21 protein-coding genes and 2 pseudogenes are annotated in these 24803 nt (G+C 73.3%); 11 read left to right on the plus strand and 12 right to left on the minus strand.

Annotated features, from left to right (window positions below; all coding sequences use genetic code 11):
• Positions 1-398: pseudogene (locus J7I97_RS29255) on the plus strand (hypothetical protein); the annotation flags it as partial.
• Positions 399-412: 14 nt separating this feature from the next.
• Here the strand turns inward: J7I97_RS29255 and J7I97_RS29260 are convergent.
• Both J7I97_RS29260 and J7I97_RS29265 read right to left on the minus strand, forming a co-directional pair.
• Entirely contained in the window at positions 413-910 is a 498-nt protein-coding gene (locus tag J7I97_RS29260) for a hypothetical protein (RefSeq protein WP_308369278.1), read from the minus strand.
• Between the two features lie 232 nt (positions 911-1142).
• Positions 1143-2468, minus strand: coding sequence for a DUF6777 domain-containing protein (locus J7I97_RS29265; RefSeq protein ID WP_308369279.1), 1326 nt, complete (start codon positions 2466-2468; stop codon positions 1143-1145).
• Between the two features lie 362 nt (positions 2469-2830).
• On the opposite strand from J7I97_RS29265, the gene J7I97_RS29270 reads away from it, so the two are divergent.
• Positions 2831-4099, plus strand: coding sequence for a streptophobe family protein (locus J7I97_RS29270; RefSeq protein WP_214940726.1), 1269 nt, complete (start codon positions 2831-2833; stop codon positions 4097-4099).
• A 48-nt stretch (positions 4100-4147) separates the two neighbouring features.
• On the opposite strand, the gene J7I97_RS29275 is transcribed toward J7I97_RS29270, so the two are convergent.
• The 3 genes from J7I97_RS29275 to J7I97_RS29285 form a co-directional block, all read right to left on the minus strand.
• Entirely contained in the window at positions 4148-5077 is a 930-nt protein-coding gene (locus tag J7I97_RS29275; protein ID WP_374195523.1) for a serine/threonine-protein kinase, read from the minus strand.
• Between the two features lie 185 nt (positions 5078-5262).
• On the minus strand, positions 5263-5910 hold the full coding sequence (locus J7I97_RS29280; RefSeq protein WP_214940730.1) for a hypothetical protein: 648 nt from the start codon (positions 5908-5910) through the stop codon (positions 5263-5265).
• A 5-nt stretch (positions 5911-5915) separates the two neighbouring features.
• Complete coding sequence (locus J7I97_RS29285; protein ID WP_214940732.1) at positions 5916-8405, minus strand: FHA domain-containing protein; 2490 nt, start codon at positions 8403-8405, stop codon at positions 5916-5918.
• Positions 8406-8556: 151 nt separating this feature from the next.
• Between J7I97_RS29285 and J7I97_RS29290 the strand changes: the two genes are divergently transcribed.
• The 5 genes from J7I97_RS29290 to J7I97_RS29310 all read left to right on the plus strand — a co-directional run bounded on the left by J7I97_RS29290 (position 8557) and on the right by J7I97_RS29310 (position 13774).
• Positions 8557-9606 (plus strand): cation diffusion facilitator family transporter, encoded by a 1050-nt coding sequence (locus J7I97_RS29290; RefSeq protein ID WP_214940733.1) that lies wholly within the window; start codon positions 8557-8559, stop codon positions 9604-9606.
• A gap of 30 nt (positions 9607-9636) precedes the next feature.
• A complete protein-coding gene (locus J7I97_RS29295; RefSeq protein ID WP_214940734.1) occupies positions 9637-10122 on the plus strand; it encodes an NUDIX domain-containing protein in 486 nt (161 codons plus the stop codon).
• Between the two features lie 48 nt (positions 10123-10170).
• Entirely contained in the window at positions 10171-11424 is a 1254-nt protein-coding gene (locus J7I97_RS29300; protein ID WP_214940735.1) for a Tm-1-like ATP-binding domain-containing protein, read from the plus strand.
• A gap of 134 nt (positions 11425-11558) precedes the next feature.
• Positions 11559-13172: a serine/threonine-protein kinase gene (locus tag J7I97_RS29305; protein WP_214940736.1), complete on the plus strand. Its 1614-nt coding sequence runs from the start codon at positions 11559-11561 to the stop codon at positions 13170-13172.
• Positions 13169-13774: a hypothetical protein gene (locus tag J7I97_RS29310; RefSeq protein WP_214940737.1), complete on the plus strand. Its 606-nt coding sequence runs from the start codon at positions 13169-13171 to the stop codon at positions 13772-13774. Before J7I97_RS29305 ends, J7I97_RS29310 begins: the two co-directional genes overlap by 4 nt.
• A gap of 104 nt (positions 13775-13878) precedes the next feature.
• Here J7I97_RS29310 and J7I97_RS29315 read toward each other — a convergent pair whose 3' ends face one another.
• Positions 13879-15168 carry an ATP-binding protein gene (locus tag J7I97_RS29315; protein WP_214940738.1) on the minus strand — a complete coding sequence of 430 codons (1290 nt, stop codon included), beginning with the start codon at positions 15166-15168 and terminating at the stop codon, positions 13879-13881.
• A gap of 200 nt (positions 15169-15368) precedes the next feature.
• Here J7I97_RS29315 and J7I97_RS29320 point away from each other — a divergent pair, with 200 nt between their 5' ends.
• Complete coding sequence (locus J7I97_RS29320; protein ID WP_214940739.1) at positions 15369-16253, plus strand: serine protease; 885 nt, start codon at positions 15369-15371, stop codon at positions 16251-16253.
• A 66-nt stretch (positions 16254-16319) separates the two neighbouring features.
• On the opposite strand, the gene J7I97_RS29325 is transcribed toward J7I97_RS29320, so the two are convergent.
• From J7I97_RS29325 to J7I97_RS29335, 3 genes are read right to left on the minus strand one after another with little or no spacing between them, the layout of a single operon-like run.
• Positions 16320-16808 (minus strand): NUDIX domain-containing protein, encoded by a 489-nt coding sequence (locus J7I97_RS29325; protein WP_214940740.1) that lies wholly within the window; start codon positions 16806-16808, stop codon positions 16320-16322.
• On the minus strand, positions 16805-18544 hold the full coding sequence (gene lnt, locus J7I97_RS29330; RefSeq protein ID WP_251059271.1) for an apolipoprotein N-acyltransferase: 1740 nt from the start codon (positions 18542-18544) through the stop codon (positions 16805-16807). The genes J7I97_RS29325 and lnt overlap by 4 nt, the downstream gene beginning before the upstream one ends.
• 44 nt (positions 18545-18588) lie before the next feature.
• Positions 18589-19104, minus strand: a complete 516-nt coding sequence (locus tag J7I97_RS29335; protein WP_251049428.1) for a hypothetical protein — start codon at positions 19102-19104, stop codon at positions 18589-18591.
• A gap of 114 nt (positions 19105-19218) precedes the next feature.
• Here J7I97_RS29335 and J7I97_RS29340 point away from each other — a divergent pair, with 114 nt between their 5' ends.
• Positions 19219-19683 carry a VOC family protein gene (locus J7I97_RS29340; protein WP_214940742.1) on the plus strand — a complete coding sequence of 155 codons (465 nt, stop codon included), beginning with the start codon at positions 19219-19221 and terminating at the stop codon, positions 19681-19683.
• 327 nt (positions 19684-20010) lie between these two features.
• Positions 20011-20955, plus strand: coding sequence for an ADP-ribosylglycohydrolase family protein (locus J7I97_RS29345; RefSeq protein ID WP_214940798.1), 945 nt, complete (start codon positions 20011-20013; stop codon positions 20953-20955).
• Here the strand turns inward: J7I97_RS29345 and J7I97_RS29350 are convergent.
• The 3 genes and pseudogenes from J7I97_RS29350 to J7I97_RS29360 all read right to left on the minus strand — a co-directional run bounded on the left by J7I97_RS29350 (position 20904) and on the right by J7I97_RS29360 (position 23029).
• Positions 20904-21551, minus strand: a complete 648-nt coding sequence (locus J7I97_RS29350) for an ATP-binding cassette domain-containing protein (protein ID WP_308369280.1) — start codon at positions 21549-21551, stop codon at positions 20904-20906. The two genes, J7I97_RS29345 and J7I97_RS29350, sit on opposite strands and share 52 nt — an antisense overlap.
• A gap of 281 nt (positions 21552-21832) precedes the next feature.
• Positions 21833-22238: pseudogene (locus J7I97_RS29355) on the minus strand (cytidine deaminase).
• A complete protein-coding gene (locus J7I97_RS29360) occupies positions 22235-23029 on the minus strand; it encodes a glutamate racemase (RefSeq protein WP_214940744.1) in 795 nt (264 codons plus the stop codon). Before J7I97_RS29360 ends, J7I97_RS29355 begins: the two are co-directional and overlap by 4 nt.
• Before the next feature lie 447 nt (positions 23030-23476).
• On the opposite strand from J7I97_RS29360, the gene J7I97_RS29365 reads away from it, so the two are divergent.
• Positions 23477-24649 carry a glycosyltransferase gene (locus J7I97_RS29365; RefSeq protein WP_214940747.1) on the plus strand — a complete coding sequence of 391 codons (1173 nt, stop codon included), beginning with the start codon at positions 23477-23479 and terminating at the stop codon, positions 24647-24649.
• Positions 24650-24803 lie beyond the last annotated feature (154 nt).

The following is a 24803-nucleotide window of genomic DNA, read 5'->3' on the forward strand; positions in this document are numbered from 1 at the left end:
CCACCCCCACCCCCACCCCCAGCGCAACGGGCGACGCCCCGACGGACCCCGAGGCCGCCAAGTACGCGGAGAACCACGCCTTCAAGATGCAGGCCGACCTGACCCCCGAGGCCAAGTGCCGCGGCGAAGCCCATGCCCGGCGGATCAGCACGGCCCTGACCGCCGCCGGGAAGACCGCACCGCGTACCCAGGCAGAACTGAGCACCGCCCTGGAAGGCCTCGGCTACCCCATGGGCGGGGATGCCGTCTACAGCTTCAACGGCGGCGACCTCGGCTTCGATCTGTTGATCCCGGAGACCGGCCCCTGTCTCACCGGTCGGCTGGCCGCCGCTCTCCGCATCGAGGCCCACGGCGTGTACATGGAGGGCGGCTGCCGCGAGCCGCGCGGCGGCCACTGAACCCCGCCCCTCGCTCACCGCGCCGGACGGCACCGGCGGACGTAGTACGCCCATGTGAGGGCGGCGAGCAGGGGCCCCCACAGATTGAACAGCCCGCTCGTCACCCTGGCCGCCAACAACCAGCCGGGGCCCGAGAACGTGCCGTCCTCCATGCCGAACAGGCTGAAGGTGGCCAGGATCCAGTCCGCCGTCAGCGCGAGGGCGCCGATCGAGACGAGCGTCGCGGGGACCAGGACCACCACGGGCCGCAGCCGCCGCCCGCCCGCCAGCGGCACCCATCCCGGCACGGCCTCGCCCCAGCCGCGCACCAGCCCGAAGCTGAGCAGCGCGACCGTCTCGGAGAGGACGCTCAGCCCGAAGACGTAAGGCACCATCACCCAGGGCGAGTCCGGCAGGTAGCCGTCCATCCGCAGGCCCATCGTGTGGCCGAAGGCGAAGGGCAGCCGCCAGAGGCAGACGGGCAGCATCAGCAGCGGAATCGCATGGGCGACCCGGTCCGCCCAGCGCGGCACCGGCCGCTCGGTTCCGATTCCGGTTCCGATTCCGGTTCCGGTTCGTGTTTCACGTGAAACAGGGGCAAGCGACGACATGTTGGCCCCGTGGGGCCGGCGGCTGGTCGATGTCATGCAGTCAGCCTCGCCGCCGCGCGAGGGCGGGTCGTCGGACCCAAGGCCGCACCGCCTCCCCCGCGCGGGTGAGCCCCGGTCCCGTCACCCCTACGCGGGGGCGACGGGACCGGGCCCGCTACTCGGCGCTCTCTCCGGGAGACTCCGGCGAACTCTCTTCGGACCCCGACGCGGCCGAAGTCGTCACCTTGTCGGACGGGGGTTCGGTGGTCACCTTCCCGGTCGGGGGCTCGGTGGTCACCTTGCCGGTCGGGGGCTCGGTGGTCACCTTGTCCGACGGCTTACCGGACGTCACCTTGTACGTGGGCGTATCGGTCGGACTCCCTGTCGAAGTGTCGGTCGGGCTCCCCGTCTTCGGGCCTGTCGGACTCCCCGTCGAGGTGTCCGTCGGCCTCCCGGTCTTCGTGTCCGTCGGACTCCCGGTCTTCGTGTCCGTCGGACTCCCGGTCTTCGTATCCGTCGGGCTTCCCGTCTTCGTATCCGTCGGGCTTCCCGTCTTCGTATCCGTCGGGCTCCCCGTCTTCGTATCCGTCGGGCTCCCCGTCTTCGTGCCCGTCGGGGTCCAACTCGGGGTACGCGTCGGGTTCCAGGAGTCCGTCGGCATCCCCGAAGACCAAGTGGGCGTCGGGATCGCGGGCGGGGGTACGGGCTTGTCGTGCTTGCCCTTGTGGTGTTCACCGCGGTCGCGCTCGTACCAGTGCCGGTCATCGTGGTCGTAGATCACGAACTTGTTCACGATCGTCACCGACGGCGCGATGACGACCACCTTGGCCGGCTGGTACGAGGTCCACGGCTGCCCGTAGCGCTTCGGGTTCTCCTTCAGCGCCACCGGCGACCCCAGCGGGTTACCGCACGCGCAGCGCACCCGCGGAACACCGCGGTCGTCCACGAGCACGGCCGTCCCGGCCTGGAGCACGGCCTGGTAGCTGCTGGCCTTGCCGTCGCGGTAGCCGTGGTTCGTGACCCTGGTGTCCATCCCCAGCTGGACCGGGGTGAGGGAGCGGAGATAGCCCGGTACGGCGGCCGGCTGGATGCCGAGGGTGGAGGCGAAGGCGGCGTTCTTGACGGACTGGCCGGACAGCAACCTGATCTGCTTCTCGACATCACAGCTCGCGCTGTCCTTGGTGCCCCCGTACACGCCCGGTGCCGCACCGCTGATGCTGCGGGTGGCCGTCATGCCGGTGGTAGGCGCGGTCGTGGGCACGGCAGTCGTCGGCGCCGCAGTTGTGGGCGGTGCTTTGCTGGTCCCGGACGGGGTCGGCCGGTCCGGCAGCGGGGCCTCCTTCAGCGCGACCGACTCCGTGAACGGGTCGGGCCCGGTCTGGGAGACAGGCTGGAGGAACACCTCGCCATTGGCGGAGGGGGAGCCGGACGGCCTGGTCAGAACCACCGCCAGGGCCACTGCCGCGGCTACCGCGACGAGCGCGGTGGCCAGCTTGGGCACGGACCGCCACCAGGGGCCCTTGGCCGGCTGCTCCGAGGGACCTGAAGGCCCCGAAGGGCCTCCTGGAGGGGCGGGCGGCGGGGGTGGTGGCGGAGCACCCTGCCGCCCGCCCGAGAGCGGGCCGGAAGGAGGCCCCGTAGGGCGCTCGGACGGCGGCAGGGAGGAGGGCGGCGACTGCCGCGTCGGTTCCTGGTCGGAGGGATGCATGGTCAAGGGCTCTTCTTCCCAGGCGGAGGAGTTCCGGTCCCATGTGGACGTTCCGCAGCCGGTGTACCGAAATCTCCGGATTCGAGCGATCCTGCGCACCATTGTGTGCGCCGTTCCGGTGGTGCCCGCAAGCCGAGGGCGCCTACCGTTGCAGGGTGACCAGTCCGTCGTCACCGTCGTCGGCACCCTGGCGCTCCGCGAGAGCCTGGCGGGACGCCCTCGTCGCAGTTGTGGCGGGCTTCGCGGTGATGACCGCCATCGCCGCGGCGGGACTGGCGTACGCGGGCGCCGACGATCTGCCGGGCGGCGCGTTCCCCCGGGTGGTGGCCGCGATCGTGGTCATGGCGGCCGGCGGTTCAGTGGAGGTGTCCGGCGGGGCCGGATTCCTTGCGGGGGCCGATGTGAGCCTGTCCGTCATCCCGCTCTCGGTGAGTCTCGCCGGGGCACTCACGGCCGCCTGCTGCTTCCTGCGGCCGTTGCACAACCGTGCGGTGGCACGGCCGGGCGAACTGCTCTCCCGGGGTGCCCAGTTGGTGTTGCTGTGGCTGCTCGCGCTCACGGGCGCCGCCTTGCTCGCCCGCCAGACCTTCGGCATCTCCACCGGCGACTCCCCCCTCGGCGAGATCACCGAACTCCTCGACTCCGCCCCGACGGTGGGCTTCGAGGCCGACGTGCCCGCCAGCCTGCTCTTCGGACTGCTGTGGATCCTGGGGCTGTTGCTGATCGCCCTGCTGGTCTCCAGTCGCGCACCACTGCCCGCCGGGCTGGTCCGCTTCCATGCTGCGGTCCGCCCGGCCGCCTTCGCCACCGTCGTACTGCTCCTCGTCTACGTCGTCCTCGGCGTCGCCGTCGGCCTCGTGGTGGCCGCAACCCAGGGCCATCCGGCGCAGACCCTGGCGGTGGTCCTGCTGGGCCTGCCGAACCTGGCCTGGCTCGCGCTCACCGTGGGCTTCGGCGGGGCGTGGGAGGGCCGGGTCGATGGGCCGTTCGGGCTGCCGATGCCGCAACTGCTGGACCAGGTCCTGCGCGGCCCCGACCTGTCCACGGTCGACGTGGCCTCGCTCGCGGAGCAGGACGCCCGGGCGTGGTGGCTGGTGGTGGTCGCGGCCGTCCTGCTGCTGGGTACGGGCTTCCTGGCCGCCGTACGGACCCCTGCCGACGTCCGCCCCTGGCAGCACGCCCTCCACCTGGGCGTGGCCCTTGCCCTGGGCACCTTGACGGTGTGCCTGCTGGCCCGGGTCCAGGCCCAGTTCGGCCTGTCCCTGCTGGGTCTCGGCGAGGTGGAGGGCCTGGGCGGCAAGGTCGACCTCAGGCCGGTGCTCTGGCGCACGGTGGGCCTGGCCCTCCTCTGGGGCGCCGTCGCGGGCTTCCTCGGCGCCCTCCTGGCCCGCCCGGTCCACCGCCGCGGCCGCGTGGACGGCTAGGGCCTGCTCCATACATCCGTACATCCACACATCCGCAAGGCGAGCGCCCTAGTGAGCCCGGAACACCGGCATTGCCCAGCGCGGTGGCGGTGGCGGTGGGCCCGGATCCGCCACGGGAAGCGGCGCCGGCGGTGGCGGCCGGTGAGGGGCGGTCTTCGGCTTCACCGGCTGCGCCGCCGCTCCCGCCCGGCGCAGCGCCCCGGTGAACTCCAGGCAGCTGCTCCACCGGTCCTCCGGCGATTTGGCCAGAGCCGTCGCCAGCACCTCGTCCACCGCCGCCGTCAGTTCCGGCTGCCGCGAGCTCACCGGGGGCGGTGGATCGTATTGGTGCGCCCACAGCAGGGCCATGTCGTCGTCCCGCTCGAAGGGCGGCCCTCCGGCCAGCATCTCGTAGACCACACACCCCAGGCTGTAGACGTCGCACCGGCCGTCCACCGGCTTTCCGGAGATCTGCTCCGGCGCCACGTAGTCCAGCGTTCCGACGAACTGTCCGACGCTCGTGAACCCGGTCAGCGACAGGGACTTCTTCGTCAGTCCGAAGTCCGTCAGGTAGACGTGCTCGGGGTGTTCGCTGTCGGTGCCCGCCGCGACGAGGATGTTCCCCGGCTTCACATCCCGGTGCACCAGGTCGTGGTCGTGGGCGGCGTCCAGGGCGGAGGCCACCTGACTGGCGATCCGCGCCGCCGTGTCCACCGGCAGCGGGCCCGTCCGGTCCAGCATCGCCCGCAGGTCCTGCCCCGGCACGTACGTCATCGCGATGTACAGCACCCCGTCGGTCTCGCCCGCCTCGAACACCGGGACGATGTGGGGGTGGTCGATGGCCGCTGCCACCCTCGACTCGTGCGCGAACCGCTTTCTGAAGATGTCGTTCCGGGCCAGATCGGGCGCCAGCAGCTTCAGCGCCACGACCCGGTCCAGTTTCAGATCCCGCGCCCGGTACACGACCGCCATCCCGCCGCGGCCGATCTCGCTCTCCACGAGGTACCCGGCGATCTGCCTCCCCCGCAGGTCGGAGGGCCGCCCGCCCAAGAATGACTCGGGGGGCCCTGCCGGCTGGGACGGCCCTGCCGGCTCGGACGGCTCGGACGGCCCGGACGGCCCTGCCGGCTCAGACGGCCCTGCCGGCCCGGAGGACCCGGCCGGATCGGACGGCTCGGTGGACATCAGCGCTCCCCCTCCTCGGGCGCGTCCGCGACCCGTGTCGGATCGTGCCCGGTCGTCGCGGGCGGTACGTCAACCGGATCCGCCGCGTCGACCACTCCGCCGGGATCCCGGTCCGAAGCACCGCCCTCCGGATCCGGCGTTGCCTGCGCGCCCGGTCCCGCCGCGACCGCGTACGTGGTCAGGCGGGCTCCGTCGCCGTACATCCAGCGCCCGGCGGCATCGTCGTACAGCCAGACCGATTCCCCGTCGAGCACCATGCCGGCCCGCAGCCCCCGCGTACCCCGGCGGAAGGCCTCCGCGTCCACGCGCCCCGAGCCGAGTTCGTCGGCAGCCCGCCGGTAGCGGTCGAGGGCGTCGGCGGTGCGGGCGAGCAGCGGCCTCGGGTCCTCGGTTCGCGTGAGCGGCTGCCCGGCCGTCGGCGGCGGCTGCGGTACGGCGACCAGCAGCCGCCCGTCCACCCAGGCGGACCACCCGTTGGCGCAGAGGATCTCCCCCCATTCCCCGCGCCTGGTCAGCAGTTGTACGGGCAGGAAGGCGTCGAGCGCCGCGGTCGGCCGGGAGACGTCCGGCGCCTCCCAGGCGGGCAGCCCCTCCTGGGGGACGACATGGGTGGGCCGGAAGTCCGTGACCACGTCCTGGTTCGTCATCCGACCTACTTCCGCATGATCGCGGGCTCGTGCCGCCGCAGCAGCCGGGAGACCAGCACCCCGAACAGCACGGACAGCGCTACCAGCATCCCGAGGTTCAGCAGCCACACCCCGGCGGAGTGGGCGAAAAGCGGATCGTCGGTGAGGGTGCCGGGCACGATCGCGCCCAGGTCGATGGTGCCCGCCATCGCACCGAGCGCCCAGCGCGCCGGCACGAACCACGCGAGCTGCTCGACGACCGGAGTCCCGTCGAGCTGGAGGAGGGCCCCGCAGAACACCACCTGCACGATGGCGAGGAGGACCAGCAGCGGCATGGTGACCTCCTCCTTCTTGACCAGGGCGGAGACCAGCAGGCCGAGCATCATCGCGGTGAACGACAACAGGGCCACGGCAACGGTGATTTCGACCAGCGGCGGCAGGAAGACCCCCTTGCCGGCCGGGGCATTGAGATGCACACCGAAGAGGCCGACCAAGGTGAGCACGACGGCCTGCGCCACGGTGATGGCGCCGAGCACCACCACCTTGGACATCAGATAGGCGGACCGCGACAGTCCGACGGCGCGTTCGCGCTGGTAGATGACGCGTTCCTTGACCATTTCGCGCACGGCGTTGGCGGCCCCGGTGAGCACACCGCCGACGCACAGGATGAGCAGGGCGTTGATCGCCGTCTCCTGGGTCAGGGTGCTGCCGGCCAGGGCGCGCGCCATGGCGCCCATCACGAACGGCAGTGCGATCATGATGGCGAGGAAGGTGCGGTCGGCGCTCAGCGCGGCCGCGTACCGCCGGATCAGGGTGCCCAGTTGGGAGCCCCAGCTCTGCGCCTTGGGCGGCGGGGCGACGAGGGCCGGCCCCGTCGCCCCGGACCCGTCGATCTGAGGCTGCCGGGCGGCGTTGTCGACGTACTTGCGGTGGAGCGACGATCCCCGGTACTCCCCGGCCCAGTCCCGGCCCTGCTGGTTCTCGAATGCCTCGAAGGCCTCGGGCCACTGCGCGAAGCCGAAGAAGCCGAGGGTCTCCCCGGGCGGCCCGAAGTACGCGATGCGCCCGCCCGGGGCGAGGACCAGCAGCCGGTCGCAGACGTCGAGGCTGAGCACGCTGTGGGTGACGACGATGACGGTGCGGCCGTCGTCGGCGAGGCCGCGCAGCATGTGCATCACCGAGCGGTCCATGCCGGGGTCGAGCCCGGAGGTGGGCTCGTCCAGGAACAGCAGCGAGGGCTTGGTCAGCAGTTCCAGGGCCACGGAGACGCGTTTGCGCTGGCCGCCCGAGAGGCTGTGGATGGGCTGGTCGACGCGTTGTCCGAGGCCGAGTTCGCCGATCACCTCGTCCACCCTGGCCTGCCGCTCCGCCTTGGCGGTGTCCTGCGGGAACCGGAGTTCGGCGGCGTAGACGAGCGCGCGGCGGACGGTGAGCTGGGCGTGCAGGATGTCGTCCTGCGGGACGAGGCCGATGCGGCTGCGGAGTTCGGCGTAGTCACGGTAGAGGTCGCGGCCGTCGTAGAGGACGGTGCCGTGGTCGGCGGGGCGCAGCCCGGTCAGCGCGCCGAGCAGGGTGGATTTGCCGGCTCCGCTGGGTCCGACGACGGCGAGCAGGCATTTGGCGCCGACGGGGAAGGACACGTGGTCGAGGAGGGTCTTGCGGCCGTGGTCGACGGCCACGGCGAGGTCCTGGACGTCGAGGGAGATCTCGCCGGTGTCGACGTACTCCTGGAGCTGGTCGCCCACGAGGCAGAAGGCGGAGTGGCCGATGCCGATGATGTCGCCCTCGGCGATGCGGGACCGGTCGACGGGGGCGCCGTTGAGGTAGGTGCCGTTGTGGCTGCCGAGGTCGACGATCGCGTACGTGCCGTCGCCGAGGGCGCGCAGTTCGGCGTGCCGGCGGGAGACCCCGAGGTCGTCGATGACGAGGTCGTTGTCGAGGGCGCGGCCGATGCGTACGGCGGTCAGGGCGGGCAGCGCCCGGATGCTGGTCGGGTGCCGGAAAGTGCCGGTCAGGGACGGGTTGGACACGGAGGACGGCAGAGCGGCGGACCGGGAGACGGGCCGGGACGCGGGCCGGGACGCGGGCCGGGACGCGGGCCGGGACGCGGGCCGGGACGCGGGCCGGGACGCGGAGGGTGCGGCGGGCGGCGCGGCGGAGGAGGCGGAGGGAGCGGCGGAGGGAGCGGCGGGCGGCGCGGGGCCGACGAGGAGGGCGCGCGGCCCGTCGGCGGCGCTGCCGAAGCGGAGTTCGCTGCCGACGCCGACGGCCCATTCGCGGACGCGGTGGCCGTCGGCCCAGGTGCCGTTGGTGCTGTCCTCGTCCCGCACGGTCCAGTGGTCGCCCTCGGGGCGCAGGATCGCGTGGCGCCAGGAGACCCGGGCGTCATTGAGGCAGATCTCGCAGAGGGGGTCCCGGCCGACGTGGTATGTCCGGCCCGGGCTCATCAGTGTGGAGCCCGTCTCGGTTTCCAGGACGAGCTCGGGCGCGGTCGGCACACCAGGGCGCTGGACCATGAGCAAATTTTCCCACGATCCGACCGGCTCGGCATAAGCGCTGGTCAGAGGACTCTTATGGGTAATGACAACGGTCCCCGTTGCAGGCTTTGCCCATCTGGGCGAGGTGCGCTTCACTTCACGCGTCGGAACCGAACAAACGGGGGATGCCATGACCGGGCACGACCACGCGCAGACCGGGCACGACCACGCGCACGGCCACGACGCCGGCCACGACGCCGGCCACGACCACGGCAGCGGTGGCCACAGCCACGGGGTCGGCCCGGACGCCGACCGCCGCTGGCTGGCGATGGCGCTCGGCCTGATCGGCGCGTTCATGGCCGTCGAAGTGGTCATCGGCGTCATGGCGCATTCCCTGGCCCTGATCTCCGACGCCGCGCACATGCTGACCGACGCCGTCTCGATCGTTCTGGCGCTGATCGCGATGCGGCTCGCCGCCCGGCCGGCGCGCGGCGGGTTCACGTTCGGCCTCAAGCGCGCGGAGATACTTTCCGCGCAGGCCAACGGGCTCACCCTGCTGCTGCTCGCGGTGTGGCTGGCGTACGAGGCGGTGCGCCGGCTGCTCGATCCGCCGCCGGTGGAGGGCGGGCTCGTCCTGGTGACGGCGCTCGCGGGCATCGTCGTCAATGTGGCCGCGGCCTGGTGCATCTCCCGGGCCAACCGCTCCTCGCTCGCGGTGGAGGGCGCCTACCAGCACATCCTCAATGACCTGTTCGCCTTCATCGGGACGGCGGTGGCCGGTCTGATCGTGCTCACCACCGGGTTCGTACAGGCTGACGCGATCGCCACGCTCGTGGTGGTTCTGCTGATGGTCAAGGCGGGCTACGGGCTCGTCCGCGAGTCCGGCCGGATCTTCCTGGAGGCCGCGCCGGCGCACGTGGACCCGGACGCGGTCGGCGACCGGCTGGTCGGGCACCCGCCCGTCACCGAGGTGCACGACCTGCACATCTGGACCATCACGTCCGGGCAGGCGGCGCTGTCGGCGCACGTGCTCGTGGAGTCGGCCGGCGACTGCCACGCGGTGCGCCGCGACCTGGAGCGGATGCTGGCCGCGCAGTACGGGATCACCCACACCACCCTCCAGGTGGACCACGTACAGGACGCCCTGCTGTCGGTCGGCCGTGCCGGCGAGGACCCGGCCGACCCGCACTGCGCGGAATCCCACGGCCCGGTGCACCGGCAGGGCCCGCACGATCACTGAGCGCCGCCGCCGTGGGGCATACATGGACGCATGACGCAGAAGCGCAGCGCCGGACTGCTCCTCTTCCGCCAGACGGGTGACGGAAACGCATCCGCCGACGGCATCGAGGTGCTTCTCGGCCACATGGGCGGACCGTTCTGGGAGCGGCGCGACGCCGGCGCATGGGGGATCCCCAAGGGTGAGTACGGCCTGGACGAGACCCCGCGCGACGCGGCCCGCCGGGAGTTCACGGAGGAGATCGGGCTCCCGCCGCCGGATGGCCCGTACCTGCCGCTGGGCGAGGTGCGCCTGGTGGGCGGGAAGCTGGTGACGATCTGGGCCGTACGGGCGGACCTGGATCCGGCGCTCATGGTGCCCGGGACCTTCACGATGGAGTGGCCCCAGGGCTCGGGCCGGGTCGAGGAGTTCCCGGAGCTGGACCGGGTGGCCTGGTTCCCGCCCCCGGTGGCCAGAACCAAGCTGGTGACCAGCCAAATCCCGTTCCTGGAACGGCTGTTGGGACTACTGGAGGGTTGACTCACCCTTGACTTGCCAGCAGGCCACATCTGCGTGGACATTGCACATATGACGAACGTCGTGCTGGTGGGAACCCTGGACACCAAGGGTGTGGAGTACGGCTGGTTACGCGAGCGGCTGCTGCGTGCCGGCGTCGAGGTGGTACTGGTCGACACAGGAATCATGGGCGAACCCCGGATGCCCGCCGATGTGCCGCGTGAAGCGGTGGCCCGGGCAGCGGGAACGGAACTGTCGGAACTACGGACGGCCGCCGACCGGGGCGCGGCCGTCGCCACGATGGCCCAAGGGGCCGAGGCCACTCTGGTACGCCTGCACGCCGAGGGCCGGCTGCACGGGGCGCTCGCGATCGGCGGCAGCGGCGGCACCTCCATCGCCAGCCGGGCGATGCGGGCCCTGCCGCTGGGCGTGCCGAAGCTGATGGTCTCGTCCATGGCGTCCGGGGACGTGTCCCTGTACGTCGGATCCTCGGACATCACGATGATGTACAGCGTCGTCGACATCGCGGGGATCAACAGCATCTCGGCGCCGGTCATGGCGAACGCCGTCGAAGCGATCGCCGGGATGGCCAAGGCCTTCGCCCGGTCCTCCCTCGATGGCCGGCCCGCCCGGCTGGGCTCGGGCAGCCGGCCGCTGATCGCGGCGAGCATGGCGGGCGTGACCACGGCCGGCGTGGACGCGGCCCGGGAACGGCTGACCGACCTCGGCTACGAGGTACTGGTCTTCCACGTCAGTGGCACCGGGGGCCGCACCCTGGAGACCCTGGCCGGTCAGGGGATCTTCGCCGGCGTGCTGGACCTGACGCTCAGCGAGATCGCCGACGACCTGTGCGGGGGCGTCCTCACCGCCGGCCCCGACCGGCTCAGCGCGGCCGGGCGGGCCGGGATTCCGCAGGTGGTGAGCCTGGGGGCGCTGGACATGGTGAAGTTCGGCCCGCTGGAAACCCTGCCCGAACGGGCCCGCTACCGGCGGGTCCGCGTCCACAATCCCTCGATCACGGTCGTCCGTACGACCGAGTCCGAATGCGCGGAACTCGGCCGCCGGGTCGCCGCCAAACTCCGCGCCTCCACCGGGCCCACGGCGGTCTGCATCCCGCTGCGCGGACTGTCCACGCTCGGTGCGCCGGGCGGTCCCTACCACGACCCCGGCGCGGACGGGGCCCTGTTCTCGGCGCTGCGCGACGGACTGCGAGGCAGCGCCGCACAGCTGTACGACTACGACACCGACATCAACGACCCGGCCTTCGGGCAGGCCGCGGCCGACCGGCTGCACGCCATGATCGGCGGGTTGCGGGCCGTGGCCTGAGGACCGGCCGACCCGCCGGCGAGACACACCGCAGGGTTGGGAACCGGCCGTGGCGGAAACCGTGTCCCAGGGGGTGGCCGGTCGAGAGATGACCGGCTCCTGGGGCGCGGCGACGCCACGGCAGGGGGAAAGCGATGAGCAACGTGTGGACGGTGCCCGGCTACACCGAGGTCCGGGACCTCGGGTCGGGCGGCAGCGGCCGCGTCGTGCTCGCCGTCCACGACGGCACGGGCACGGCGGTCGCGGTCAAGTACCTCAGCGACCGGCTCCGCGAGGACCCGGCGTTCGTCCGGGAGTTCCGGGCGGAGGCACGGCTCCTCGGCGGGCTGCGGTCGCCGTACGTGGTGGCGCTGTACGAGTACTGCGAGTACGTGGAGGCGCCGGGCGGCGCGGCCATCGTGATGGAACTGGTGGACGGTGTCTCGCTGCGCGCGCTGCTGAAGCAGTCCGGCCCGGCCGACGCCGAAGCGGCGCTGGTGGTGCTGAAGGGCTCCCTGCTGGGACTGGCGGCGGCGCACCGGGCGGGCGTGGTGCACCGCGACTACAAGCCGGAGAACGTACTGGTCGCGGCGGACGGCTCGTCGAAGCTGGTGGACTTCGGGATCGCGGCCGGCCGGGGTACCACCCCGGGAGTGGCGGGTACGCCCGCGTACATGGCACCCGAGCAGTGGCAGGGTCAGCCGGCCTCGCCCGCCGCGGACGTGTACGCGGCGACGGCTACGTTCTTCGAGTGCCTGACGGGGCGCAAGCCGTACGAGGGGGCGAACTTCGCGGAGCTCGCCGTCCAGCACATCGAGGCGCCTGTGCCGGAGACGGAGGCCCCGGAGCCGGTACGCCCGCTGATCCGGCGGGGTCTGGCCAAGCTGCCCGAGGAGCGGCCGGAGAACGCCGAGGCGTTCGTGGCGGAGCTGGAGGGCGTGGCGCTCGCCGCGTACGGGCCGGACTGGGAGGAGCGCGGGCAGCGCAAGCTCGCGGCCCTGGCGGCTCTGCTGCCGCTGCTGTTCCCGTCGGCGGGAGCCCCGGCGGCCGGGACCACGGCGGTGGCGACCACCTCGCTGAGGCACTCCTCGGGCTGGAGCCCGGGGCGGCGCGGTCTGGCCTCGGCCGGGGCGGCGCTGGTCCTGGGTGTGGTGCTCGTGCTCACCTACGACGCGGCCGGCGGGGAGCCGGGCGGGGCCGCGGCGCTGAGCGCGTTCGCGACGACGAGCGCGACCCCGGTGACCGGCTCCCCGACGCCCCCGCCGACCCCGTCGGCCTCGCCGTCGCCGACGCCGTCCCCGTCACTGTCGGCGTCACCCTCGGCCTCGCCGTCACTCACCCCGAGCCCGAGCCCGAGCCATTCACCCTATTCACCGACACCGACACCGACGCTCACCACGCCGACGACGAAGCCCCCGACCACCCCGCCGCCGTCCCCGAAGCCGACGGTGATCGTGGGGTCGGTGGCCGTCACCGTCCGGCAGACCGGGTCGGCGCTGGGCGAGGCCACCGTCACCGTCAAGGCGAAGGGCGGCCCGGTGACGGTGACTCTCGAATGGTTCACCGGCGACACGCAGGGGCAGCTCGGCGCACCGGACGGCGCCGCGGACACCCTCACGTACCAGCCCGGCGGCCCTGCGACGCTCAGCCGGACCCACACCTTCTCCGGCAAGGGCTGCTACTGGGGCGTGCGGGCCACCACCAAGCCCGCGGCCGGGAACGGCTCCTCCACAGACCAGGTCTTCATCAGGCGGTGCACGATCACATGAGCGAAGACGACTACAGCGCCACCGTCCTCGGCAGCCACTGGTTCAGCGGCCCGCCGCAGCAGCCCGCGCAGACACTGCGGTTCGACACCCCGGATCCCGCGCCCGACCGGGTCGAGGGATCGGTCCTGCGGTTCGGTCCGGGGGTCACGGCCGCCATGCCGGCGCCGTTCCCGGTGGCCACCGCTCCGGCCCCGCGCGAGCCGAGGGGCGCGGGCCTGCGCCGGTACGCCCTCGCTGCCGTCGTGCTCGCCGCGGTCCTCGCATACCTGGGCTGGCAGCGCCTCGGCCCCGCACTGGAGGTGCGCGATGTGGCGGTGAGCACCGACCAGAAGGGTCCCGCCTGCGATTCGGCGGCCGATGTGGTGGCCCTCGTACGGACCAACGGGCGCCCGGGGACCCTCACGTACCGGTGGCTGCGCAGCGACGGCTCGCGCTCCGAGCAGCTCACGGAGCGGGTGCCCAGCGGGCGGAAGGAGGCCACGCTGCATCTGCTGTGGACCTTCCAGGGCACGGGCACCTACCCCGCCAAGGCCGAGCTCCAGCTGACCTCGCCGGGACAGCGCACGGCCGAGGTCCAGTTCACGTACCGCTGCCGCCCGTAGGGGGCGCGGCCGCCACGCACGGATGCCGAGTCCGCGCGGGAGGCCCGCAGCCACTTCGGGGAGTGGCTGCGGGCCACCTTGCCGGCCTGTCCGTGGCAGGCCAGTCAGAAGCGGGCGTGCGCGGTGATGTCCGCCGCGAATTCGCCCGTCATCGCGGGGGTCACCGTCGGCCGGCACTGCGCGACGGCCGCGAGGTAGTCCTCGGTGGAGGCACCGAGCTGAGCCGCCGCCGCGCCCCGCGCACCCACCGCCTCCAGGTCCCGCTCGAAGGACACCTGCGCCGCGATCCGCGCCGCGTGCTCGATGTCGGCCGGGGTGAACAGCTCGCTCGCCGCCACCAGGGCCGATACGTCGACATCCGCGCGCCCCGCCGTGTAGCGGGACCAGATCGCGGCGCGCGCCCCGGCGTCCGGGGTGCCGATCGGGATCAGGTAGTCGAAGCGCCCCGGCCGCAGGAAGGCCGGGTCGAGCGAGCGGATGGAGTTGGTGGCGCAGACCAGCAGCCGCTCGCCGCCCTCCCGGAATCCGGGTATCAGTTTGAGCAGCTCGTTGGTCACCCCGTGGATACCTCCGGGCTGCGCGGGCTCGGTGCGCACGGGCGCGATCTCCTCCACCTCGTCGATGAAGACGAGCACCCGTTCCAGCTCGGCGATCCGGGCGAAGGCGGTGCGCAGCGCGGCCGCCAGGTTGCCCTCGTCGGCGAGCCGTGAGGGCAGCAGTTCCACGAACGGCCAGCCGAGCCGGGAGGCGATGGCGCGGGCGAAGGTGGTCTTGCCGGTTCCGGGCGGGCCGAAGAGGGTGATGGCGCGCGGCGGCTGCACCCCGTGCGCGGCGGCCCGCTCGGGTTCGGCGAGGGGCAGCACCACGCGCCGCTCGATGAGGTCCTTCTCCGTCTCCATGCCGGCGACCTTGGCCCACAGGTCGTTCGGCAGGAAGCGGCCGCCGAGGTCGTCGAGGAGGCCGGCGGCCGGTCCGTGCAGCGGCTCGGTCTTCTCGAAGTAGGCGACGGCGGGCTGGCGGGTGTACCCGGCGTTGAGCAGGCCCTCCCCGAGCAGGTCCTCCTCGGGGAGGACGTAGGCGATCCGCCCGACGCGGGCGGCGATCAGGCGCCGCTCCAGCTCGACGAGCAGGGCGCTGGCAAGGCCACGGCCACGCCAGCCGGAGGCGATCGCGATGCGCATCACCCAGGCCCGTTCCCCGGTGACGCAGGCGAGGGCGGCGCCGATCGGGACGCCCTGGTGGACGGCGACCACGCAGGGCTGCCGGTCGGTGAGGGCGCTGATGCACTCGGCCAGCGAGAAGACCGACTCCTGGCCGAGTTCGGCCGTGGTGTCGATCAGGTGGACGACCGCGGCGAGATCACTCTCGCGGTAGTCGTGGATGAGCCAGTTCACCGGGTACCGCCCCTCGTTCGTGCTCCTGCGGCGAGGCTAGGGGCGGCCGGGCCCGGGGATCATGCTCCGCGGTGCACAACAGGGGGTCCGGAAACCGTCCGTCGCGTCCATAGACTGTCGCCACAGCAGCTTCACGATTCACAGCGGATTCACACGGAGTATCGGGCTCCGGACGTAGTTTCGCCGGGCAGGCTCGGTCCATGAGCCAGCCCACGCCTTCCCGACCGGCCCCCCGCATCCGCGCCCGGCGGACGTCCCGGATCCTGCCGACGGTAGCCGCGATGGCCCTCCTGGTGAGCGTGGACATGCCCGACGCGGAGGCCGTCCCGCCGCTGGGCGTCACGGCGCGGGCCGTGCCGGACGCGACGGCGGACCGGGTCGGCGCGCTCTTCGCGGACGGCCTCGACGGCGGCCACTTCTGCACCGCCGCGGTGGTGCACAGCGACGGCCGCGATGTGATCGCCACCGCCGCGCACTGCCTGGACGATCCGCGGAACACCGTCTTCGCGCCGGGCTACCGGAACGGCACGGCCCCGTACGGCCTGTGGCGGCTCACCAGCGTGTACGCCGCCCCGGCCTGGACGGATGGCGAGGACCCGGACGCCGACATCGCCTTCGCGACGGTGGCCCCGGTGGACGGCGGGCAGCCCGCGTACGTCGAGGACGCCGTGGGCGGCTTCCCGGTGGCGCCGGAGCAGCTGGACCGGCCGGGCGAGTCGGGCCAGGCGGGCGAGGCGGGCGAGGCGGGCCAGGCGGGCCAGGCGGGCGAGGCGGGCCGGGCGGGCCAGGCGGGCGAGGCGGGCCGGGCGGGCGACCCGACGGTCACGGTCCTCGGTTACCCGAGCAGCCAGGACACCCCGCTGCGCTGCGCCAACACCACCACCCTGGTCTCCGCCACGCAGCGCCGCATCGACTGCCCGGACCTCAGCGGCGGCACCAGCGGCAGCCCCTGGCTCGTGGACGGCGCCCTGACCGGGGTACTCGGCGGCTACCAGGCCGGCGGCACGGTCCCGGAGGTCTCGTACAGCGCGGTGATGGGCGACCAGGCCCTGGAGCTCTACCGCGAGGCGGCCGTCTCCGGCTGACCCGCCGCGCTCGGTCCAGGGCCGCGGCGGGGGCGGGGGCGGGGCCGGGTGGGGCCGTGGAGCGGTCTACTCCGCGAGTACGGGCGCCGGCTCGAACCAGGTCGGTTCTTCGTCCCGCAGGGCCCGCCGGATCCGGTCCAGGGCGAACGGCTCCAGCGGCGGCATCGCGTCCACGTCGAACCAGGCCACCTCCAGCGACTCGTCGTCATTGGCCCGGGCCTCCCCGCCGGTGGCCCGGCAGCGGAAGGTGATGTCCTGGAACTGGCAGACGTCCCCGTTCGGGTAGGTGACCGGCTCGAGCATCTGCACGAGGACCACCCGCTCGGGGACGCAGCGCACCGCCGTCTCCTCGTACACCTCGCGCACCGCGGTCTCGGCCGGCTGTTCCCCCGGCTCGGCGATGCCGCCGACGACGGACCAGTTCCCGGTGTCCGAGCGCCGGCCGAGCAGCACCCGGCCCCGGTCGTCGAACACCACCGCGGTGACACCGGGCAGCAGGAGCAGCCGGTGCCCGGCGCTGGCCCGGATCTCGCGGATGAACTCGGGTGTGGTCATGCCGCGACCGTACGTGCCCGGACCCGACGGGTCAGGATCCAGCCGAGCCCACCGGCCGCGATGGCCAGCAGCGCGTACTCCGGAAGCGGCCCGAGGCGGGTGGCCGGAGTCTCGGTGGAGCGCAGCGGGATCTCCGCGACCAGCGCGTCCGCGGTGAACATCTTCGTCTGCTGGACGATCGTGCCGTCGGGCCGGATGACCGCGGTGACTCCGCTGGTGACCGGGACGAGGACGGTCCGGCTGTGCTCGACCGCGCGGACCTGGTCCATGGCGAGCTGCTGGTAGGTCATCTCGGTCCGGCCGAAGGTGGCGTTGTTGCTGGGGACGGCGATGACCTGGGCGCCGGCCTGGACCGTGGAGCGGACGGCGTCGTCGAAGGCGGCCTCGTAGCAGGTGACCATGCCGACGCCGCTGCCCGCCATGTCGAAGACGCCGGGCTCCTTGCCGGGGCCGAAGTCGCGGCGCACCCGGTCCACGTCGGCGCTGAAGATCCGTACGAAGGACCGCATCGGCATGCGTTCGCCGAAGGGCTGGATCTTGCGCTTGTCGTACGTCTCGGTGGGGCCCTTGACCGGGTTCCAGAGGATCATCGTGTTGCGGAGCGGGCCGGTTTCCGGGGCCAGTACGGAACCGATCGCGACCGGCACGCCGATGGCCTTGACCGCCTTGTCGATGACGTCGTAGGCGTCGGGCTGGGTGAAGGGGTCGATGTCGGAGGAGTTCTCCGGCCAGACGACGAAGTCGGGCTTCTGGACCCGGCCGGCCTTGACGTCGTCGGCGAGCTGGATGGTGCGCTTGGCGTGGTTGTCGAGGACGGCGCGGCGCTGGGCGTTGAAGTCGAAGCCTGCGCGCGGGACGTTGCCCTGGACGACGGCGGCCACGGCGGTGCCGTCCTCGGCGGCGTCGGAGACCAGCGGCCGGGCGGCGAGGGCAGCGCCGATCGGGGCGGCGACGGTCAGGGCGGCGAGCGCGGCGGCCGCCCGCCGGGGGTGGTTGCGCGCGACGCGCAGGGCCTCGTAGAGCCCGAATCCGCACAGGGCCACCGCGAAGGAGAGCACGGGAGTGCCGCCGAGAGCGGCGAGCGGGAGGAAGAGGCCCTCGGCCTGCCCGAAGGCCAGCTTGCCCCAGGGGAAGCCGCCGAAGGGGGCGCGGGCGCGCAGGGCCTCGCCGGCGACCCAGACGGCGGCGGTCCAGAGGGGCCAGCCGGGGAGCCGGCTGACGAGGGCGATGCCCAGGCCGGTGAGGCCGAGGAGGAGGGCTTCGAGGGTGACGAGCGCGATCCAGGGGACCGGGCCGACGCCCTCGCTGGTCCAGACGAGGAGCGGCAGCAGGTAGCCGAGCCCGAAGAGGAAGCCGAGGCCGAAACCGGCCCGGGCGCGGCGGCCGTGCAGGCAGCCGGCCAGCAGGGCCAGGGCGAAGGGGGCCAGCCACCACAGGGGGCGGGGCGGGAAGCTCAGGTAGAGCAGCGCGCCGGAGAGGGGCGCGAGCGCGATGCGTACGAGGCGGGCGGCCGGGCGGGGGCGGGGGGCCGTGACGGCGTCGGCGGCGTGGGCGGCGTGGGCCTCGGTTCCGATCCCCACGACGACACCCACACCGGCGCCCTCCCCGGTACGGCCACCGGTTTGAGTTCCGCTTCCGCTTCCGCTCCCGCTTCCGCTCCCGGTTTCGGCTGCCGCGGAGGGCCGGGAGGGCTGCGAGGGCTCGTTCCCGGCCGCGCGGGTGACACTGCTGCTCATCTGGCGGAGTGTACGTCCCCACCCGCCGGGGACCCGTAAACGCCTCAGCGGGCGAGGGCCCGCAGATGGGCCCGGATCACCCGGACCGCGTTCTCGGCGTCGTCGACGGTGACGGTGAACAGCTTTCCGTCTCCGAGCCGCAGTTCCAGGCCCTCACCTCGCCGGACGATGACCGCGGTGCCCTTCTCGGGGCGCCAGCGGTACCCCCAGCCGCCCCACTGCTGGGGGGTGATCTGGGGGACGAACTCGGCGGAGGTCACCTCGGCCAGCCGGATCTTCCGGCGCGGCAGCCCGATGTGGCCGCAGCGCACCTCCAGCGCCTCGGCATCGACGGTGACGGCGACGTACACGAAGGCGAGGGTGCCGTAGAGGATGAGCAGCCCGACGGCGAGGCACCCGATCACGGACATGAGCAGCGGGGCGATGCCGGAGGTCCAGGGGGAGCCGACGGCGAGTTGGATCCCGAGCGCCAGGCAGGCCGCGCCGGCCGCGGCAAGCAGCCACTGCGCGCGGTTGGAGGCCCGGCCCGTCCAGCGCGGACCAGGGGGGTGCGCCTTCATGTGTAGCAGCGTACTCACGTTCCGCATGTGCGCCACCGCCTCTCCGCCACCCGGTCCACGGCGCGTTTGCCCGGCCTTGACCTGAACCAAACTTGAGGTCCTACGGTCGTCCGTATGACCACTCACGAGGCAGTACAGATCGTTCCCGAGCGCTACCGCACGGCGGTGGTGCCGCACATCATGGTGGCGGACGCCGCGGCCGCCCTCGACTTCTACGGGCGGGCCTTCGGCGCCGTCGAAGACTTCCGGCTCGACGCGCCGGGCGGCGGGATCATGCACGCGGAGATACGGATCGGCGGGGCCGTCCTGATGCTCGGCGACGTCTCGGAGGGGCCGTTCACCGCGCCCACGACGCTGGGCGGGACATCGGTGGCCCTGCACGTCTTCGTCCCGGATGTGGACGCGCTCGCACGCACGGCCGCGGCAGCCGGGGCCGAGCTGGTGCAGGAGCCCGCGGATCAGTTCCACGGCGACCGCACGGCCATCCTGCGGGACCCGTTCGGCCACATATGGGTCTTCCTGACCCACCAGGAGGACATCTCCGCGGCGGAACTGGAGCGCCGACTCGCCGAGGTGTAGGCCCGGGCCGCTGCTCCAGACCGGGGCCGCCCGGAGGCCGTGGCCGGCCGCGCTGCTGGACCCGATCGGCGCCTCCCACTTCGCGGCGCACGAGCACCTGCCGGCCGCGGCCGGACTGCCGGGCGGGCCGGAGGGGGCCCGCGCCCTGAGACTCGCGCTGCACGGGGCGATCCCGCACCTGCTCGCCGGGGCGCCGGCCGCCCTGACCGCAGCCGGCCTGGACGGCTTCACCCGTGGCGTGCTGGCCGCCGTATGCTCCGGATCAAGCACATCACCCGGATCGGCCGGATCGCCCGGATCGCCCGGATCGCCCGAGGAGGCGCCGTGATCACTCGGCTCGACCGCGCCGTGGGCGCCGTGTTGGGCTCGGCCGCCGGTGACGCGCTCGGCGCACCCTACGAGTTCGGCCCCGCGGGCGAACTCTCCGCGCGCGGCAGGGAGATGCTCGGGGGCGGCGGCTGGGATCCGGGCGAGGCCACGGACGACACGCAGATGGCGGTCCTGGTCGGCGAGTCCCTGCTGGAGCGAGACGGGCTCGAACTCCCCGATATCTTCGACCGGTTCAGGCGCTGGGCGGCCGGGCAGCCCAAGGACATCGGGCTCCAGACCGAGGACGTGCTGACGAATGGCGAGCCCTGGGATCTGGCCGCCGCGCTGCACTTCCAGGTCAACGCGCGGGCGGCGGGCAACGGTTCGCTGATGCGGGCCTCCACTTCGGCGGTGTACTTCGCCGCCGCCGGGCGGGAGGCCACGATGGACGCCGCCCGGAGGATCGCGGCGCTGACGCACGGCGACCGGGCCGCCTGGGAGGGCACGGCGATCCTGCACGAGCTGGTACGGGTCGCCTTGGACGGGGCCGATCCGCTGGCCGCCCTGCCCGAGACGCTCGACGCGGTGCACCCGGACCACCGCGAGCGGTACGCCCGCGTGCTCGCCGCCGACTGGCATCCGGGCCTGGCCACGGAGTTCAACGGGGCGGTGTGGCCCTGCCTCGGCTCGGCGGTATGGGCGCTGCGGACGACCACCGGCTTCGCGGAGGCGGTGCGGGCTGCCGTGGACCTGGGCGGGGATACCGACACGGTGGCGGCGGTTACCGGCATGCTGGCGGGCTCTCGGTACGGCCAGGCGGCGATCCCGGAACAGTGGAGCGCCACGCTGCACGTGCCACTGCCGGGGTTCGGCTCGCGGGTGCTGGACGCGGACGCGCTACGGGGGCTGGCTCAGCGACTCGCGGCGGCGGGCGCGGCGGCGGGCGGGGCGGCCGTTGGGTGAGGTGTCGGCGAGAGGGTCAGGCGGCGGCCCCGGAAGGCGGCGCGCAGTCGCCGGTCGTGCGTGACCAGGATCAGGGTCCCGGTGAAGTGGGCCAGGGCCGCCTCCACTTCCTCCACCACGGCCGGCGCCAGGTGGTTCGTGGGCTCGTCGAGCAACAGCACGTCCAGCGGCTCCGCGACCAGCCGGGCCAGCTCCAGCTTGCGCCGCTGGCCGGCCGAGAGGGTGCTGACGGGTTGCGCCAGGTCCGCCGGGTGAAGAAGACCCAGCGCCTCGACCTGGTCGGCATACTCCTGCCCGAACGCCTCGACGGTTGAGCGGAGTTCACGCGCATGTGGGTCGTCCTGCCGCAGCAACCCCACGCGCGTCGGCGTGCGTACGGCACCGCGGGGCGGGGTCAACTCTCCTGCGAGCAGCAGCAACAGAGTGGACTTCCCCGCGCCGTTGGGCCCGGTGGTCAGGAGCCGTTCCCCCGGCTCCAAGCGGAACGTGGTGGGCTCGAGCCGTCCCGGCAGGGCGAGTTCGGCCGCCTCGACCACCCCGGCGGCCCCCGTGGCGAACCGGCCGGTGAAGCTGAGTGGCGGCGGGGGCGGCGACACGGGGTTCTCGGTCAGCCGGCGCAGCCGTTCCCGGGCGGTACGGATCCGGCTCGCGGCGCCGTGCGTACAGGAGCGGGCCCGGAAGGCACCGGCCCCGCTGAACCCGCGCGGCAGCTTGCGCGGGATCTCCCCGAACCGCCCGATGTTGCTTTCGGCGAGCCGCTCGGTACTGCGGAACTCCTCGCGCCGCGGGCAACAGGAACGAACACGAAACGTACCGTCTCGCTACCCGCCCGCAACGATAGCCGCGCCCCATCGGCGCCGCAAGACGGTTCGTCTCGTCAGTGGGATTCGGGCTGCTGCGGGTCAGCCCAGACGTAACTCTCGGGGAGCAGCTGCGCCACCGGCACGGCCGGCAGGGAGGTCGCCGGCCCCGACGATGACCCGCAGCCGCGGGTGGAGGTCGAGGAGGACCTGGCGGCAGCGGCCGCAGGGCGGGAGGACCCCGCGGTCCCGGTCGCCGACGGCGACGATCGTGTCGAGCTCCCCGATGCCCTGGGCAACGGCCGCACCCAGTACGACGAGCTCGGCGCAGGGGCCGCCGGTGAAGTGGTAGACGTTCACGCCCGGGACGGTCCGGCCATCGGCGGTGCGGGCCATCGCCGCGACGGTGTGGTCCTCACCGTGGCAGCGGGTGCGGGCCAGTTCGGCGGCGGCCGCGACGAGGGCGCGGTCCTCGGGGGTCACCGCCCGACGGCCGCGTTCTCCCCCGCGAGCAGGCGCCCTTCGGCGTATCCGAGCGCGGCGGCGGAGAGGCTCTCCTCCCGCCCGCTGAGCAGCACGGTCAGGCTTCCGGTCCGGGGCAGGCCCGGCTCGGGGCGGGCGCCGCAGCGCCGCAGCGCCTGGATGGCGACGGGTTCGGCGGAGCCGTGGAAGACGAGCTCGGCGCCGCCGGTCCGCTCGGCCAGGGCGGCCCGGATGGGCTCCTCGACCAGCTCGTAGTGCGTGCAGCCGAGCACTACGTCCGTGACGTCCGGCGGGGTCAGTGCGGCGGCCGCGGCGACGGCCTGTGCCACGGCCTCCTCGTCCGCGTACTGGACGGCGTCGGCGAGACCGGGGCAGGGCACCTCGGTGACACGGACCCCGGCGGCGAAGTCGCGGATCAGCCCACGCTGGTACGGGCTGCCGGTGGTGGCGGGGGTGGCCCAGATGGCCACGCGTCCGCCGGCGGCCGCGGCGGGCTTGATCGCCGGCACGGTCCCGATGACGGGGATCGCGGGCTCCAGCTCTGCGCGCAGGGCCGGCAGGGAGTGCACGGAGGCGGTGTTGCACGCCACGATCAGCGCGTCCGGGCGGTGCGCGGCGGCGGCCAGGGCGACGGCGACCGCCCGCTCGGTGAGGTCGGCGGGGGTACGCGGCCCCCACGGCATTCCGTCGGGGTCGGAGGACAGCACCAGATCGGCGTCCGGCCGCAGCCGTCGCATCGTGGCGGCCGCCGCGAGGAGGCCGATCCCGGAGTCCATCAGCGCGATCTTCACGGGGTCACCTTAATCGAAGCCCCCCGCGAACCCACCCCGCACGCAATCCCCGGCCCCGCCCGTACCCGTTCCGCAACCCCACCCGCAGCCGCCCGACCCCACCCTCAGGCGTCTCCCAGCCCCAGCCGGGAGGCGTCTCTCGACCCCGCCCGTACGCGGCTCACCGCTCGGCCCGTACGCGGCTCACCGCTCGGCCCGAAGGCGGTGGTGCTCCGTCTCGCCCGTGCGCGGCTCCCGGTCCGGTGGGACGTACTGACTCAGTTCCTCGGCCTCGAAGGCTCCCCCGTCAACCCGTGTCCTCACCGGCGTCCCGCAGCCACCTTCGAGGAATCCCTCACCGCGGCATCCCCCTCCACCACACCTGACCGCCCCCGCCCCGCACGGTCCCGGCCGGGGACACCCTGCGAGGAGCGAGACACGCGGCGCAGCCTTCGGCACACTGCCGCAATGGGCCTCCTCACGACCGCCGCCTTCGTCTCCCTCGCCGCCTGGCTCTGGCTGACCCTCGCCCAGGGCATGTTCTGGCGCACCGACGTCCGCCTCCCCCCGCGCACCGCCCCGGCCCACTGGCCCTCCGTCGCCATCGTCGTCCCGGCCAGGGACGAGGCCGAGGTGCTGCCCCGTAGCCTGCCGTCCCTCATCGCCCAGGACTATCCCGGCGAGGCCGAAGTCATCCTGGTCGACGACGGCAGTCGCGACGGCACCGCCGCCCTCGCCCTCCGCCTCGCCCGCGAGCACCCCGGGCTCCCCCTCACCGTGGTCTCCCCCGGCGACCCCGAACCCGGCTGGACCGGCAAGCTCTGGGCCCTGCGTCACGGCATCGCGCTCGCCCGCACCGCGCACGCGACCGAGCCGGACTTCCTCCTCCTCACCGACGCCGACATCGCACACGAGCCCGACAGCCTCCGCGAACTGGTCTGCGCCGCGACCACCGCCGGCCTCGACCTCGTCTCGCTGATGGCCCGCCTCCGCGTCGCGAGCATGTGGGAGCGGCTCGTCGTGCCCGCTTTCGTGTACTTCTTCGCCCAGTTGTACCCCTTCCGCCGGATCAACCGCCCCACCGGCCGGACCGCCGCGGCCGCCGGCGGCTGCGTCCTGCTGCGCACCGAGGCCGCCGTACGGGCCGGGGTGCCGGAATCGATCCGACAGGCCGTCATCGACGACGTCTCCCTCGCCCGCGCGGTCCAGCGCTCCGGCGGCCGGATCTGGCTCGGGCTGGCCGAGCGGGTGGACAGCGTCCGCCCGTACCCCGCCCTCAAGGACCTGTGGCGGATGGTTTCGCGCAGCGCGTACGCCCAACTGCGCCACCAGCCGCTCCTACTGGCCGGGACGGTCGCCGGCCTAGTCCTCGTCTACCTCGTGCCCCCGGCGGCCCTCTTCGCGGGCCTCGCCACCGGCCGGCCCGCCGCCGCCTGGGCCGGGGGCCTGGCCTGGCTGCTGATGGCCGGCACCTACCTGCCGATGCTGCGCTACTACCGGCAGCCGGCCGCCCTCGCACCGCTCTTGCCGTTCACCGCGCTGCTCTATCTCCTGATGACCGTCGACTCCGCCGTCCTCCACTACCGCGGCCGCGGTGCCGCCTGGAAGGGCCGTACCTATGCCCGCCCGAGCGACGCCTGAAACGGCCGAAGCACTTCTGAAGCGACGTCATCCGAGGTCACCGGATTGTGACGCTCCGTCAACAGCAAGTCGGTGCAACACACACCCGGTGAGTACGAGCACTGACAAGATGGGACGGAAGTGGCGAATCGTGCAGGTGAACGCCAAGTGAAAG

This window comes from Streptomyces sp. ISL-87 (genome assembly GCF_018614095.1).
GTDB lineage: Bacteria > Actinomycetota > Actinomycetes > Streptomycetales > Streptomycetaceae > Streptomyces.

What these genes read in the sequence shown, in the direction of transcription:
- J7I97_RS29280 (WP_214940730.1), bottom strand. Translation starts at nt 5,910, where the DNA reads ATGACGAACCAGGACGTGGTCACGGACTTCCGGCCCACCCATGTCGTC.
- J7I97_RS29285 (WP_214940732.1), bottom strand. Translation starts at nt 8,405, where the DNA reads ATGGTCCAGCGCCCTGGTGTGCCGACCGCGCCCGAGCTCGTCCTGGAA.
- J7I97_RS29290 (WP_214940733.1), top strand. Translation starts at nt 8,557, where the DNA reads ATGACCGGGCACGACCACGCGCAGACCGGGCACGACCACGCGCACGGC.
- J7I97_RS29295 (WP_214940734.1), top strand. Translation starts at nt 9,637, where the DNA reads ATGACGCAGAAGCGCAGCGCCGGACTGCTCCTCTTCCGCCAGACGGGT.
- J7I97_RS29300 (WP_214940735.1), top strand. Translation starts at nt 10,171, where the DNA reads ATGACGAACGTCGTGCTGGTGGGAACCCTGGACACCAAGGGTGTGGAG.
- J7I97_RS29305 (WP_214940736.1), top strand. Translation starts at nt 11,559, where the DNA reads ATGAGCAACGTGTGGACGGTGCCCGGCTACACCGAGGTCCGGGACCTC.
- J7I97_RS29310 (WP_214940737.1), top strand. Translation starts at nt 13,169, where the DNA reads ATGAGCGAAGACGACTACAGCGCCACCGTCCTCGGCAGCCACTGGTTC.
- J7I97_RS29320 (WP_214940739.1), top strand. Translation starts at nt 15,369, where the DNA reads ATGAGCCAGCCCACGCCTTCCCGACCGGCCCCCCGCATCCGCGCCCGG.
- J7I97_RS29325 (WP_214940740.1), bottom strand. Translation starts at nt 16,808, where the DNA reads ATGACCACACCCGAGTTCATCCGCGAGATCCGGGCCAGCGCCGGGCAC.
- lnt (WP_251059271.1), bottom strand. Translation starts at nt 18,544, where the DNA reads ATGAGCAGCAGTGTCACCCGCGCGGCCGGGAACGAGCCCTCGCAGCCC.
- J7I97_RS29335 (WP_251049428.1), bottom strand. Translation starts at nt 19,104, where the DNA reads ATGAAGGCGCACCCCCCTGGTCCGCGCTGGACGGGCCGGGCCTCCAAC.
- J7I97_RS29340 (WP_214940742.1), top strand. Translation starts at nt 19,219, where the DNA reads ATGACCACTCACGAGGCAGTACAGATCGTTCCCGAGCGCTACCGCACG.
- J7I97_RS29365 (WP_214940747.1), top strand. Translation starts at nt 23,477, where the DNA reads ATGGGCCTCCTCACGACCGCCGCCTTCGTCTCCCTCGCCGCCTGGCTC.